Annotated in this window: 11 protein-coding genes, 1 tRNA gene, 1 other RNA gene and 1 pseudogene; 8 read left to right on the top strand and 6 right to left on the bottom strand. The window is 59.0% G+C overall.

Going from position 1 to position 12,393, the window contains the following annotated elements; genetic code table 11:
- Window positions 1–179 precede the first annotated feature (179 nt).
- Window positions 180–1,007: a hypothetical protein gene (locus NW807_RS08575; protein ID WP_414425834.1), complete on the top strand. Its 828-nt coding sequence runs from the start codon at window positions 180–182 to the stop codon at window positions 1,005–1,007.
- Here NW807_RS08575 and NW807_RS08570 read toward each other — a convergent pair.
- Window positions 1,004–1,753: a phycocyanobilin:ferredoxin oxidoreductase gene (locus tag NW807_RS08570; protein WP_414425872.1), complete on the bottom strand. Its 750-nt coding sequence runs from the start codon at window positions 1,751–1,753 to the stop codon at window positions 1,004–1,006. The genes NW807_RS08575 and NW807_RS08570 overlap by 4 nt on opposite strands.
- Window positions 1,753–1,839: transfer RNA gene (locus NW807_RS08565), tRNA-Ser, on the bottom strand. The genes NW807_RS08570 and NW807_RS08565 overlap by 1 nt, the downstream gene beginning before the upstream one ends.
- A gap of 102 nt (window positions 1,840–1,941) precedes the next feature.
- Here NW807_RS08565 and panB point away from each other — a divergent pair.
- Window positions 1,942–2,760 carry a 3-methyl-2-oxobutanoate hydroxymethyltransferase gene (panB, locus tag NW807_RS08560; protein WP_414425833.1) on the top strand — a complete coding sequence of 273 codons (819 nt, stop codon included), beginning with the start codon at window positions 1,942–1,944 and terminating at the stop codon, window positions 2,758–2,760.
- Window positions 2,761–2,798: 38 nt separating this feature from the next.
- Window positions 2,799–3,059, top strand: coding sequence for a hypothetical protein (locus NW807_RS08555; RefSeq protein WP_414425832.1), 261 nt, complete (start codon window positions 2,799–2,801; stop codon window positions 3,057–3,059).
- A 90-nt stretch (window positions 3,060–3,149) separates the two neighbouring features.
- Here NW807_RS08555 and NW807_RS08550 read toward each other — a convergent pair whose 3' ends face one another.
- Window positions 3,150–4,016: an acyl-CoA desaturase gene (locus NW807_RS08550; protein ID WP_414393620.1), complete on the bottom strand. Its 867-nt coding sequence runs from the start codon at window positions 4,014–4,016 to the stop codon at window positions 3,150–3,152.
- A 282-nt stretch (window positions 4,017–4,298) separates the two neighbouring features.
- On the opposite strand from NW807_RS08550, the gene NW807_RS08545 reads away from it, so the two are divergent.
- Window positions 4,299–4,967, top strand: a complete 669-nt coding sequence (locus tag NW807_RS08545) for a TetR/AcrR family transcriptional regulator (protein ID WP_414405358.1) — start codon at window positions 4,299–4,301, stop codon at window positions 4,965–4,967.
- A 10-nt stretch (window positions 4,968–4,977) separates the two neighbouring features.
- Here NW807_RS08545 and rnpB read toward each other — a convergent pair.
- Both rnpB and lipA read right to left on the bottom strand, forming a co-directional pair.
- Window positions 4,978–5,425: RNase P RNA component class A (rnpB, locus tag NW807_RS08540), an RNA gene on the bottom strand.
- 29 nt (window positions 5,426–5,454) lie between these two features.
- Window positions 5,455–6,372 (bottom strand): lipoyl synthase, encoded by a 918-nt coding sequence (lipA, locus tag NW807_RS08535; protein WP_414393624.1) that lies wholly within the window; start codon window positions 6,370–6,372, stop codon window positions 5,455–5,457.
- A gap of 299 nt (window positions 6,373–6,671) precedes the next feature.
- Between lipA and tkt the strand changes: the two genes are divergently transcribed.
- The 3 genes from tkt (at window position 6,672) to NW807_RS08520 (ending at window position 10,410) form a co-directional block, all read left to right on the top strand.
- Window positions 6,672–8,672 carry a transketolase gene (gene tkt / locus NW807_RS08530; protein ID WP_414425831.1) on the top strand — a complete coding sequence of 667 codons (2,001 nt, stop codon included), beginning with the start codon at window positions 6,672–6,674 and terminating at the stop codon, window positions 8,670–8,672.
- Between the two features lie 39 nt (window positions 8,673–8,711).
- Window positions 8,712–9,197, top strand: coding sequence for a hypothetical protein (locus NW807_RS08525; RefSeq protein WP_414425830.1), 486 nt, complete (start codon window positions 8,712–8,714; stop codon window positions 9,195–9,197).
- 166 nt (window positions 9,198–9,363) lie between these two features.
- Window positions 9,364–10,410: a hypothetical protein gene (locus NW807_RS08520; protein WP_414425829.1), complete on the top strand. Its 1,047-nt coding sequence runs from the start codon at window positions 9,364–9,366 to the stop codon at window positions 10,408–10,410.
- A 37-nt stretch (window positions 10,411–10,447) separates the two neighbouring features.
- On the opposite strand, the gene NW807_RS08515 is transcribed toward NW807_RS08520, so the two are convergent.
- Window positions 10,448–10,702 carry a hypothetical protein gene (locus tag NW807_RS08515; RefSeq protein WP_414425828.1) on the bottom strand — a complete coding sequence of 85 codons (255 nt, stop codon included), beginning with the start codon at window positions 10,700–10,702 and terminating at the stop codon, window positions 10,448–10,450.
- Between the two features lie 108 nt (window positions 10,703–10,810).
- Between NW807_RS08515 and NW807_RS08510 the strand changes: the two are divergent.
- Window positions 10,811–12,331 (top strand): annotated as a pseudogene (locus tag NW807_RS08510) (DNA gyrase/topoisomerase IV subunit A); the annotation flags it as partial.
- Window positions 12,332–12,393 lie beyond the last annotated feature (62 nt).

The following is a 12,393-nucleotide window of genomic DNA, read 5'->3' as shown; positions in this document are numbered from 1 at the left end:
TTCTTGTTCTAATTTAGGATCACCCGCTGCCCTGCAGCTCCCCCTGCTGGGGGGTTTTTGATGCCCTCCTTGATCCCGTGAGATAGAGTTTAATTGGACGCGCGCTTCGCCTCCCCTTAAAGCTCCGTGCGGGTGAGTGGAGTCGGGTTGTGCTTTGTCGAGCGGAAGGGGTGAGAGAGATGGCAGCTGAGCAGTCAGCAGAACAAGACACTCCACCCTCCCTCGAGATGGCTAGGGAAAGTGGGGCTGAGGCTCCCCCTTTGCCCAGGGTCGGCCCTGCCAAGAACTCGATCCCGCTGACCCGAACCGCTCTGATGCGGCGCTTCAACGAGAGTTTTCCACCTTTTTACAGCCAGTTTGTTAGCAGTGAGATCCAGGTGCAAAACTTGCGTCTGGCCTATGCCCTTTATCAAACCCGTAGGGCAGTGGTGCAGATGCAGGACGAGCGGGGCAAGACGGTGGTTTGTCTAGCCTATCGCAACCGGCCTTCTCTGCTCAGCGACCTATTTGGGGTGCTGACGGCCTTCAAGCTTTCGCTGCACGGCATCCATCTCTACGGGCAGATCTACTCGCCCCACTTGGTATTTATCCGCCTCACGGTCTCCCGTGATGGCCACAGCCTTTCCTCTCAAGCCAAGCTCAACCTAGAGCGAGCCATTCACGAGTGTCTGGCCGGGGTGTTTCCTGTTCACGAAACCCTGGCGCTGGAGTTCGATCTCAAAGCCAGCCTGAAAGACGTACAGGTTTCTTTTTACTTTGACCCAGTGTTTCACCTGCCCACGCTGTTGGTGGATGTAGACAGCCAACTGGGCGTGTTTTACCGGGTGATGAGGGCCCTGGCGCAGGAGGATTTAACCGTTGTTAACCTCAATTTGATGTTTCGCCGCAACCGAGCGCGCTTTATTTTCTACTTGCTAGGTCCCGACTCAACTCTAACCATGCCGGAATTCCTGAGGCAAAAATTGGCCCTGAACATCCAGCAGCGGCTGCAGGGAGATCCCGTCTAGATCTGCACAGGATTGGGAGGCGAATCGAAAAGGACGGTGCTCAGGTAACGCTCAGCCCAGGCGGCGCCAAAGGCTTTTTCCAAAACACGGCGGGTGCGGTCGTTCTGCTGTTGTTGGCTGCAGTAGCGCTGCTGCCCTTGGTAGTGGAGCAGGATCTGCTGGGGATCCGTCTGCGGGGAGATCTGTTGCGCCAGGTGGCAGTGAATCTCCAGGTAACGGCAAGCAAAGTGCAAAAAGCGCTCGGCCTCTGCTGCATCGCTAGGACGTATGAATAGGCAGTAGGGGGAAAAAATCGTGCCCCAAGGTGGCAACTGGCGCCGGTGTTGGAAAGGGGCTAAATGAGCTCCTACAGCTTCCAGCTCCCGGATGTAGGGATCCGGCAAAGTGGGAGTGACCGGTGAGAGATCGACGATGGCGGCGCTCACCTGGCCGCGACCAGCCACAATGTCACAGCCAAACAGGGGCAGCGGGTACTGCGGCTGTGGAAACATAACACAGTGGAGGATATCCAGACTTTGGCCAGCCCGGGCCAGCTCCAGGTGCAGCTTGCGGAAGGGCCCCCCCTGGTAGCAGCGGTTTTCAATCTGCAGCTTTTCGCCCTCTAGGCGGCCCTCCACGTAGCCCAGATCCTCTGGCAGGTCGTAAGGGGCCAGGGCAAAGTGGGATCCCCATAGCTCTAAAATCGCCTCCGAGAGGCGCTGGATGAGGGGATGCAGTTGAGCCTGTAACGCAGGAGCCGTGAACACGGAAGGGGTGGGATTCGAACCCACGGTGGCCTTGCGGCCACAACGCTTTTCGAGAGCGCCACAATCAACCACTCTGTCACCCTTCCAGTTTGCATAGCGCTTTACTATCTTAGCGGCAAACGGGCTATCCTGACCGGATCCTCGCCCCCAGAATGCGGAGGATGCGACCCGATGAGATCATAGGAAGTATGGCTGCCCTCTCCATTCACCACTTCCGCCAGGCTAAGCAGACCGGTCAACCGCTGGTGGCCCTCACAGCTGCCGACTACGTCACAGCCCAGATTTTGGATCAGGCTGGGATTGACCTAATCCTGGTGGGCGATAGCCTGGCTATGACCAGCCTGGGCCATAGCAGCACCCTGCCCTTGACCCTGGAGCAGATGATCCACCATGCCCAGGCGGTGCGCCGCGGCGTAGAACGGGCCTTTTTGGTGGCCGACTTGCCTTTCTTGAGCTACCAAGTCTGCAAAGAACAGGCCCTCTTCTCGGCAGGACGGCTGATGAAGGAGGCGGGGGTAAATGGAGTGAAGCTGGAAGGGGGCTACCCGGCCATGGTTGAGACGGTGGCCTTTCTGGTGCAGCGAGGGATCCCCGTTCTAGGCCACATCGGCCTCACGCCCCAGGCCAAACACCAGCTGGGGGGCTACCGCCAGCAAGGGAAAACGCCGGAAGAGGCGGAGCGGCTGCGCCAGGAAGCTTTAAACCTAGAGCAAGCCGGGGCTTTTGCTCTAGTTCTAGAACACATGCCGGCGGACTTAGCTGCCCAAATTACCCAGCAACTCCGGATTCCAACCTTGGGAATTGGGGCTGGCCCAGGCTGTGATGGCCAGATCCTCGTCACCCATGACCTCCTAGGCCTAAGCGAGCGGATCCCACCTTTCGCTAAGGCCTACGCCAACTTAAGACAGGTAATCCGGGAAGCAGTGGAAGCTTTTGCTGAGGATGTTCGCCAGAAAGTATTTCCCCCCTCTTATCCCTGTGGGCAAACTGTGATATCCAACAAATAAGGAAGCAGAGCTAAGCAAAGACCCCGTAAGGTAACCCTGTGATTCCGGCTGGACTGAAACGCTACGCCGTTCGCTACCCTTCTATGCCCCTGATGGTTTATCGGGAGCTAGCTGCCCACTTGGCTTGTGTTCCCGGGGTAGAAACACAGCTGGAATGGAAAAAAGATCCCAGCTTTAACTACTCCGCTAGCCAAATTGAGGCGCTGCACATTTACCAAGGGCCAGAGGCTGATATAGAGCAAATTCAGCGTATCCTTGACCACTACGGCTCATGGCAGTATAGCCCTCTAGAGGGCTAGTTTCCTCTGCTTGCCGAACAGGGATCCCAGAAAAGGATCCCTGGCCTATTTTTAGCTGGGAAAGTTCTGGGGCAGGAGTGCCTCGGGGGGTTACTGGCTTTGAGCTGGTAGGTGCAACTTACGGGCCAAGCCTAGCTGCGCCAGCACCCAAATGACCCAGTAGGTCATGTCAATTTCCCACCAACGCAAGCCTGCTTTTACACACTTTGGATCAGCGTGGTGGTTATTATGCCAGCCCTCGCCGTAGGTCAAAAGGGCAGCCCACCAAAGGTTGCGGGCATTGTCGTTGCTCTCGAAAGTTCGATAGCCCCAAAAGTGACTGGCCGAATTGATCAGCCAAGTGCAGTGCAGCAGCAGCACCGTCCGTACAAAAATGCCGTAGATAACGAACGACCAACCTCCCCACAGATAGAGCACGGCAGCTAGCGGCAGTTGCAGCAGCAACCCATATTTGTCCAGCCAGCGGTAAAAGGGATCCCGAGCCAAGTCGGGCGCAAAGGCAAAATACTTCTCAGGGTTGAAAAATTCTTCTCGCTGGTAGATTAGCCAAAGCATGTGGCTCCACCAAAAGCCTTTGCGGGCCGAGTAGGGATCCTTTTCCTCATCCTCAGTAAATGCGTGATGCTGGCGATGGCCACCTACCCAAAAGATTGGCCCTCCTTGAAGAGCCAGAGTACCGAGCGTAGCAAAGACGTATTCCAGCCACTTAGGCACTTGAAAGCTGCGATGGCTGAGAAGGCGGTGATAACCCAAACAAATCCCCAAGCTGCCAAAACACCAGTGGAAAAATAGGGCCACTCCCAAGGCAGGCCAAGAGAAGAAAAGAATGCCGCCCACCAAAGCAATGGCGTGGAGAACTAGGAAAAAAAGAGCGAATTCCCAAGCAAAGCGGAAAGACTTTTGGGATGCGGAGCCGTCGGAGTTGCCCAAGGACTTGGGGGAAAGAGAGATTGCCATGAACTAGATAAACCTCAAGGTAGAGAAGTAAAGTGGCGCAGAGTCCAATCGCTCCCTGCACAGTTGTCGCCCCCAGCACTAGGAAACGCAGTGTGCTTCCCCTACCCTTGCCAGTGCAAGTTTCAGCAAGGTAGGCGGACAGCAGCAAGAGGGCAACAGAGCAGACGATGTCATCTGGCCCGAGGTTAAGCTTAACGATATTTCACCCCAAGTGCAAGCGATACTTGCAGATTGCTTCTCGTCTTCAGGATCTTCTCTTGGATCCTTACCCCATCCCCTACCATGGCACGTCCTTCTTCCCGGCAAAGGCTGCTAAAGGCAGCTCGAGAGCTATTCGTCCGACAGGGCATTGCCCAGACTACCACCCGCCAAATTGCAGACTTGGCGGGGGTTCACGAAGTAACCCTGTTTCGCCACTTTGGCAGCAAGCAGGGACTCCTCCTAGCCGTATTCGGTGAGCTGGGAGTTTTCTCCGGGATTGCCGACTTACCCCTGCCGGCGGCTCCTGCCACCTTCCAGAGCTCTGAGCTGCAAGCCATTCTCCTGCGCTATGTCCAAACCTGCTTCCAGGCTCTAGCCAATAACCCTGAGCTGGTGCGCTCATTGGTGGGAGAAGCAGGCTTCTACTCCGAGGAGCATCGCCGCGCCTTGAGAGCAGGCTTCCTGCAGGCCCAAGAGCAGCTAGCCGGCTACCTGCAGCAGATCCCCAGCCCCGAACTCCAGGCAATTGACCCGGAGCACCTTCACGCAGCTGCTGGGGTTCTCCACCTGATGATTCTGGGGACAGCTGTGTTGGCCGTTACCGCTGGCTTGCCTGCCGACGACGGTAACCAGCCCTCCTCTAATCCAGGGGACAAAGGCACTTCTGAAAATGACATCAGCGCCGCCTCTCTTCTCGATATCTGTGTAAAGCTGTGGATGGCGGCCTTGAGGGGGATGAAGGAAACCTAAAAAAAGAGAAGAGATGAGGAGGTCGTAAGCCGGGTTCTGTAGTGGGGTACTCCGAAGAGCAGCCCCCACTGGCGGCCATCTCTCTGGGAGTGATGTTGCCATCACCCTCTAGCGGCTCACCACCACCGAGACCACCCTTCCCCAACCACTTGGCTGAGTACCGTGACCTCGGTGCAGCCGACAGGGGCGAAGAACAGCCATAGTCCTGCGGCTGCGGCCTTGCTTTCCACCGGGGTTTACCGAGCCAGCGCCTCACGACGCTGCTGGTGGGCTCTTACCCCACCTTTGCACCCTTACCTGTGCTGGACTCCCAGCCATCGGCGGTATGTTTCTGTGGCACTATCCTCGCGGTTTCCCGCACTGGGCTTTCCCCAGCGGTGTGTTCTTCTGAAAGCCCGGACTTTCCTCATCCTGCTGTCTAGTGGCGACAGCGAGGACGCGGCCGCCTGCCCCTCCTATCTCTTCATTTCAATCCTACCGCATCCCCCTAGCGTAGAAAATCCCTCCCTGGGCCTACAGTTCCTTGTCGGGGAAAGCGCTGCATCAGCTCTTGGACAGCCTCGGCATGGTAGGAGCTGCGGGTAAGCGGGGAGGACACCACCTGCAAAAAGCCCAGCTCTTCCCCCACCCGTCGCCAGTGGTCAAACTCCTCTGGGGGCACGTAGCGCTCCACGGGCAGGTGCTTGGGGCTGGGCGCCAGGTATTGGCCAAGAGTGAGGATGTCGCAGCCTACCCGCCGTAGATCCTGCATCACTTGCAAAATCTCTGCCGCAGTTTCTCCTAGCCCCAGCATTACTCCCGACTTGGTGTAAAGGCCAGGATCCCACTGCCGCGCCAATTCCAGCAGCTTAAGGGAGCGCTCGTAGTTCCCCTGGGGGCGCACCCGCCGGTAGAGGCGGGGCACGGTTTCGGTGTTGTGGTTAAGCACCGTGGGGCGGGCAGCGAGAATCTGCTCCAAGGCCTGCCAGTTGCCGCACAAGTCCGGGATCAAGACCTCGATGGTTGTCTGGGGCATGCGGCGGCGGATTTCGGTAATGCAGGCAACAAACTGGCTGGCTCCCCCATCGGGGAGATCGTCCCGGTTGACGGAGGTAATCACGGCGTGGCGCAACCCCAGCCGTTGCACAGCCTCTGCCACTCGCAGCGGCTCGGTGGGATCCAAAGGCAAAGGGCGCTTGGTGAAGTCGATATCGCAGTAGGGGCAAGCACGGGTGCAGGCTGGGCCCATGATTAAGAAGGTGGCGGTGCCGTTGGCAAAGCACTCTCCTAGGTTGGGACAAGAGGCCTCTTCGCAGACGGTGTTCAGACCTAAGTCCCGCAGCAGCTGTTTGACGGAGCCTACCCGCTGAGGTGCCTTGGCCCGCAGCCAGGCTGGTTTGCCACTAGGGGAAGCAACGGCACTCAAAGAAAACCCTCCAACTAGCCACCAACGGCAACTCGTGTATCTCTTAGCTTATCCGCCTTGAGGGCAGGGCAAAAGCCCGCAAGCACTTTGATTACCAACTTGTACTAGACTAGGGTTGGCCGATACGAAGCCAAGGGCTTTGTCCCGCTACGCGGTTGCCAAGGCGATGCAGCTTGCTGAGGGGGCCAAAGCGGGGGCAGGTAGCGCCTTTGCAAACCTTTTCATAGGTATTCCCTGCTTTGGTTGGCGGGAGTACCAAGGCATACTGGAAAGCGAGTGTCGAGCGATAGGGATCCCACATGGTTGTTGCTGCTCCTCCCTCTCTGGAACAACTTGCCATCAACACCATTCGTTTTTTGGCGGTGGATGCTGTTCAGAAGGCCAACTCCGGCCACCCTGGCCTGCCGATGGGGGCAGCACCCATGGCCTATGTGCTTTGGCAGCAGTTTCTGAAGTTCAACCCCCGCAACCCTAAGTGGGTGGATCGGGATCGCTTTGTCCTCTCGGCAGGCCACGGCTGCATGCTGCTGTATGCTCTGCTACATCTGACTGGCTTTGACGTCAGTCTTGAAGATCTCAAGCAGTTTCGCCAGTGGGGATCCAAAACCCCCGGCCACCCGGAAAACTTTGAAACCCCTGGCGTGGAGGTGACTACGGGCCCTCTGGGGCAGGGGGTGGCCAATGCAGTAGGGCTGGCCATTGCTGAAGCTCACCTTGCGGCCCGCTTTAACAAGCCTGGCCACACGATTGTTGACCACTACACCTACGTGATCCTGGGCGACGGCTGCAACATGGAGGGGGTGGCCTCGGAAGCGGCTTCCCTAGCTGGCCACCTCAAGCTGGGCAAGCTGATCATGCTCTACGACAGCAACCACATCTCCATCGATGGCAGGACGGAAATTACCTTTACCGAAGATGTGGGCAAACGCTACGAGGCCTACGGCTGGCATGTGCAAAAAGTGGAGGACGGCAACCACGACCTGAAAGGGATCGCCGACGCTATCCAGGAGGCCAAAGAAGTTACCGACAAGCCTTCCCTGATCATTGTCGAGACCACCATTGGCTACGGCTCCCCCAACAAAGCTGGCACTGAGAGCGTCCACGGAGCACCGCTGGGGCCAGAGGAGGTGAAGCTCACCAAGCAAAACCTGGGCTGGCCGCTGGAGCCTGAGTTTTACATTCCCGACGAAGTGCTGGCTCACTTCCGCCAGGCCATTGAAAGAGGGGCCAGAGCCGAGGCCGAGTGGAACGAGCGCTTTGCCGCCTACGAGAAGGCCTACCCAGAAGAGGCTGCTGAGTTTAAACGGATCATGGCGGGGGAGCTCCCTGTGGGCTGGAAAGAAGCCCTAGCGCCAATTGCCGAAATCGGCAGGGAGTCCACCCGCAATCTCTCAGGTCTTTGCCTTAACGCCTTGGCCAAGGCGGTACCTGAGCTGCTGGGCGGATCTGCCGATCTGGCCCACTCCAACATGACTTACCTGAAGGGGATCCCAGAATTTCAGGCCGGCTCCTACCACGGGCGCAACTTCCGCTTTGGAGTCCGGGAACACGCTATGGGAGCTATCGCCAACGGCATGGCTCTGCACGGCGGCCTTATCCCCTACGACGCCACCTTCTTGGTTTTCAGCGACTACATGCGGCCGGCCATTCGCCTGTCAGCCCTCTCGCGGGCGCGGGTGCTCCATGTGATGACCCACGACTCCATTGCCCTGGGAGAGGACGGCCCCACCCACCAGCCTATTGAGACACTGGCCTCCCTGCGGGCTATCCCCAACCTCTACGTCATCCGCCCTGCTGATGCTCGCGAGACGGTAGGAGCCTACCAAGTAGCCCTCGAGTCCAAGTCCACCCCCTCGGTGCTGGTGTTTACCCGGCAGGCGGTCAATCCCGTGGAAGGTACCTCCGTGGAGGGAGTGGCCAAGGGAGCCTACGTGGTGGTGGATGCCCCCAACCCGGAGCTAATCTTGATCGCCACCGGCTCAGAGCTGGAGCTGGCGGTGAAGGCTGCTGCCCAACTGAAGCAGGAAGGCCGGGCGGTGCGCGTGGTCTCCATGCCCTGCATGGAGCTATTTGAGGCCCAGCCTCAGAGTTACCGGGACTCTGTCTTACCTCCCAACGTTACTAAGCGCATCTCCATCGAGGCGGGCTCCACCTTTGGCTGGCACAAGTACCTGGGTTTTGAGGGGGTAGCCATTGGCATTGACCGCTTCGGCGCTTCTGCCCCCGGCCCCGTGTGTATGGAGAAGTTTGGCTTCACGGTGGAGAATGTGCTCAATACTGCCCGTCGTCTCCTAGGCTAACCCTTGATACGCCCAGCAGGGATCCCTAGCCTGTAGAGTATGAGCGCCTCAAAGCTAGGCAAAAGCAAGGGTGGGAGGGTAGCAGCTCTACTGGCTGGCGGGATCAGCGGAGTGCTGCTCCAGGGATCCCCCTGGGTTGCCGCTCAGCCTGCCTTCCAAACAGTGCCGCTGCCGCGCCTGCCAGTGGGTGTGGATCAAGCGGTCTTTGACCGGCCAGTGGCTCGCTTCAACCCCACCCTACCTGTTGAGGTGGTAGTCCGCAACCGCACTGGCCTGCCTTTGGAGTACGGCTTTACCGATCCGCGCCAGGGTATCTCGGAACTGCAGCCGGGCGAAACGCTACGCTTGAGCAGCCCGACCCTCCCCAACTGCCTGGCCATCAACACACCCATGTTGGGGCCGGTGGGCTACCAGGTGAGTGTGGATCCCGCGAATGTCATCACCGTGGAGGTGCGCCTAGTCAACGACGTTTCGGGCGATCACTGCCTAGACCTGCAAGAGACAGGCGCCATCTTCGTCAATTGATGTTGGTGGGAATCCCTGCATCTCCAGAGAGCAAAGCCCCCCAGAGGCTCAAGTGTATTGACAGAGGTTGCCAGCTGGAACAGGATGCAGAGAGGAGGCTGGGATCCAGCTTCTGGCTAGGCAGGGGTAAAGCTGCCCCAACTCAACTTTTCCTTTGGACGGTCTCATGAGCAATCAGTGGTGTCCCCGGTTTCGCAGGGTTCTGGTGGCTGGCGCGGCGATTGTGGGGTTGGCAAGCTTGCCAGCAAAGGCCCAGCAAGTTACGGATCCCAGCCCGGCTCAGGCGGCCACCGATGTTGAGCCTACCTCTCCAATCTCGGCTTCTTTTCGCAGCCAAAATGGGGTCAGCGTACGCCCGGAAACGGTGAGGGTTTTCCTGAATGGCAGAGAGGTTACCTCGGAAGCAGTGATCACGCGCGATTTCTTTACCTACCGTCCCCCTCAGCCCCTGCCGTCAGGGCGTCACGAAGCCTTGCTGGAGTTCACCAACACCCAGGGAGTGACCCGCCGCGTCAGTTGGAGCTTCACAGTGGGCAGCCCTGTCCGTGCCTCCATTGATCTAGTAGATCACAACGCCGGCCATCGCCCCCTGTCAGCAGGCGAGATCTTGCTGGTAACCGTTAACGGCACTCCCTCTAGCCGAGTAACCGTTTACCTCGTTCAGGATGGACGGCAGGTGCAAACTCTACAGGCCCGGGAAGTTTCCAGAGGCACCTACGTGGTCAACGTCCTCGTTGAACCGAAAGATGCTACCCGCGAAGGGATCGTCATTGCGCGTTTGGAAAACAACGGCCAGGTGCGCTTTATGACTGCAGAACAGCCAGCTCGCTTGATCGAGGGGGCTGGCGGCGGTATCCAGCGTCTTGCCGCCCAAGAAGTTTCCGCAACTGCCCCTGTCCCCAGCCTAGTGCCCCAGATTACTAACTTGCGGGACGGGGATCGGGTTGCCGGCCCTTCCTTTACGCTGCAAGGCACCACAGCTCCCAATGCTTCGGTGCGGGTAACAGTAACGGCCTCAACTTCAGTGGGGGGCATTCTCAGCGCTCAGCAGACGGTGATGAACCAAACTGTCCAGGCCGATGGGCAGGGCCGTTTTACCATCACCGTCCGACCCCCCATTCCGGCCGCCGGCACGGTGTATCCGGTCAACCTCACGGCTACTTCTGGCAGCCAAACTAGCCCGACAGTAACCCTGCGCCTTGCCCAGCAGTAGCGATCCGGCCTATCGTTTGTCTCCGCTAGGGGGAAGGTCAGTCCAGGTCTTTAAGCCCTGCCGTTGGTGGCGAGCCCTGAAGGTCTTGGGTAAGGGCTGGGGAGAGGGAAGAGCGCTGTTGCCAGCGCCACAGAAGGGCGGCCATAACCACAGCAGGGGAAGCAATCATGGTGACCATTACCGGCAGAGTCTTCGGCAAGGCCAGGTAGGGGCCACCGTATTTGATGGCGGCGCTAATAGCAGCAGCAGCTACCATCAATTTTAGGGCCGACCCAAGGGTCTTGGGCTGCATAGCTCTGCCACTCCTTTGCCATCTGGACGCCAGCTCTCACAGGCTAGGCTAGCATTCCCTGCAGGGCACTTTCTGGAGACGAAACAGCACTAGAGGCTCCGCTGGGTCATGACTCGGCAACTACCGGGATCCCGTCCAGGGCGGGTGATTGCAACCGATTTGCGGGAGGAGATGCAGCGCTCCTACCTAGAATACGCCATGAGCGTGATCGTGGGGCGGGCCTTGCCAGATGTGCGGGATGGCCTCAAGCCAGTCCATCGCCGTATCCTCTACGCCATGCACGAGCTGGGCCTGATGCCGGATCGCCCCTACCGCAAATGCGCTCGGGTGGTGGGGGAGGTGCTGGGGAAATACCACCCGCACGGGGATCAGGCAGTTTATGACGCGCTGGTGCGCATGGCCCAAGACTTTGCCAGCCGCTATCCCCTGGTGGCGGGACACGGCAACTTCGGTTCGGTGGACAACGACCCGCCGGCAGCCATGCGCTACACAGAGTGCCGACTGTCGACCCTGAGCCACAGAGTGCTTCTGGAGCAGCTCTCGGAAGAGGTCGTCGATTTTGCCCCCAATTTCGACGGATCCCACATCGAGCCGACCGCTTTGCCAGCCCGCCTGCCCATCTTGCTCCTCAACGGCGCTTCCGGGATCGCCGTAGGCATGGCCACCAGTATTCCGCCCCACAACTTGGGAGAAGTGGTGGACGGCCTGCTGGCTCTGATTGACCGTCCCAACCTCAGCGCCGAGGAGCTGTTGCGCTGGATCCCGGGGCCGGACTTTCCCACCGGCGGCCAGATTGTCGACAGCCAAGGGATCCGCGAAGCCTATCTCAGCGGGCGTGGCTCCATCACCCTGCGGGGAGTGGCCCACTTTGAGGAGGCTCAGCCGGGCAAAGGACGCCACCGGCGGCCCGCCCTGGTCATCACCGAGTTTCCCTACCAGGTGAACAAAGCCGCCTGGATTGAGAAAGTGGCAGAGCTGGTTGCCCAGGGTCGTCTCAGCGGCATTGCCGACTTGCGGGATGAGTCGGATCGCAAAGGCATTCGCGTGGTGGTGGAGCTTAAGCGGGAGGCCAATCCCCAGGAGGTTTTGCAGCAGCTCTATGAGCTGACCCCTTTGCAGAGCAACTTTGGGGTAATCCTGCTGGCCTTGGTGGATGGCAAGCCGCAGCAGCTTAACCTGAAGCAAATCTTGCAGCATTTTTTACAGTTTCGCGAAGCCACCCTCAACCGCCTGTTCCGCGCCGAACTGCAGCAGCTACAGCGCAAGGTAGAAGAAGTGGCGGGGATGGTGCTGGCCCTGGCCAATCTGCAGGGGGTGATCGACCTGCTGCAGCAAGCATCCGATGGCGCCACCGCCAAAGCCCAACTGCAGGCCCGCTTGGGTTGTACCCCTCAGCAGGCGGAGACCATCTTAGCCATGCCTCTGCGCCGCCTGACGGCCTTGGAACGGGAACGGTTGCAGCAAGAGCAGTCCCAGCTACAGGCCCGCATCGAAGAATTGCAGGGGCTCCTGAGTGACCGCCGCAAGCTTTTGAACTATTTGAAGAAAGAGCTGCGCCACCTGAAGAAAACCTTCGGCGATCCCCGGCGAACCCAGATTCTTTCCAAGGCTGAGCTGGAGGCAGAACAAGCGTAGCACTGGTAGTCAGGGGGGAACGGCTTAGGGAGTTGCACCTGCTCTGTCCGCTCTAG

This window comes from Synechococcus sp. R70.1 (assembly GCF_047461675.1).
Taxonomy (GTDB): domain Bacteria; phylum Cyanobacteriota; class Cyanobacteriia; order Thermostichales; family Thermostichaceae; genus Thermostichus.
Note: the sequence above shows the minus strand (reverse complement) of the source record. Positions and strands in the feature narration are given on the sequence as shown.

What these genes read in the sequence shown, in the direction of transcription:
- NW807_RS08575 (WP_414425834.1), top strand. Translation starts at nt 180, where the DNA reads ATGGCAGCTGAGCAGTCAGCAGAACAAGACACTCCACCCTCCCTCGAG.
- panB (WP_414425833.1), top strand. Translation starts at nt 1,942, where the DNA reads ATGGCTGCCCTCTCCATTCACCACTTCCGCCAGGCTAAGCAGACCGGT.
- NW807_RS08550 (WP_414393620.1), bottom strand. Translation starts at nt 4,016, where the DNA reads ATGGCAATCTCTCTTTCCCCCAAGTCCTTGGGCAACTCCGACGGCTCC.
- NW807_RS08545 (WP_414405358.1), top strand. Translation starts at nt 4,299, where the DNA reads ATGGCACGTCCTTCTTCCCGGCAAAGGCTGCTAAAGGCAGCTCGAGAG.
- tkt (WP_414425831.1), top strand. Translation starts at nt 6,672, where the DNA reads ATGGTTGTTGCTGCTCCTCCCTCTCTGGAACAACTTGCCATCAACACC.
- NW807_RS08525 (WP_414425830.1), top strand. Translation starts at nt 8,712, where the DNA reads ATGAGCGCCTCAAAGCTAGGCAAAAGCAAGGGTGGGAGGGTAGCAGCT.
- NW807_RS08520 (WP_414425829.1), top strand. Translation starts at nt 9,364, where the DNA reads ATGAGCAATCAGTGGTGTCCCCGGTTTCGCAGGGTTCTGGTGGCTGGC.
- NW807_RS08515 (WP_414425828.1), bottom strand. Translation starts at nt 10,702, where the DNA reads ATGCAGCCCAAGACCCTTGGGTCGGCCCTAAAATTGATGGTAGCTGCT.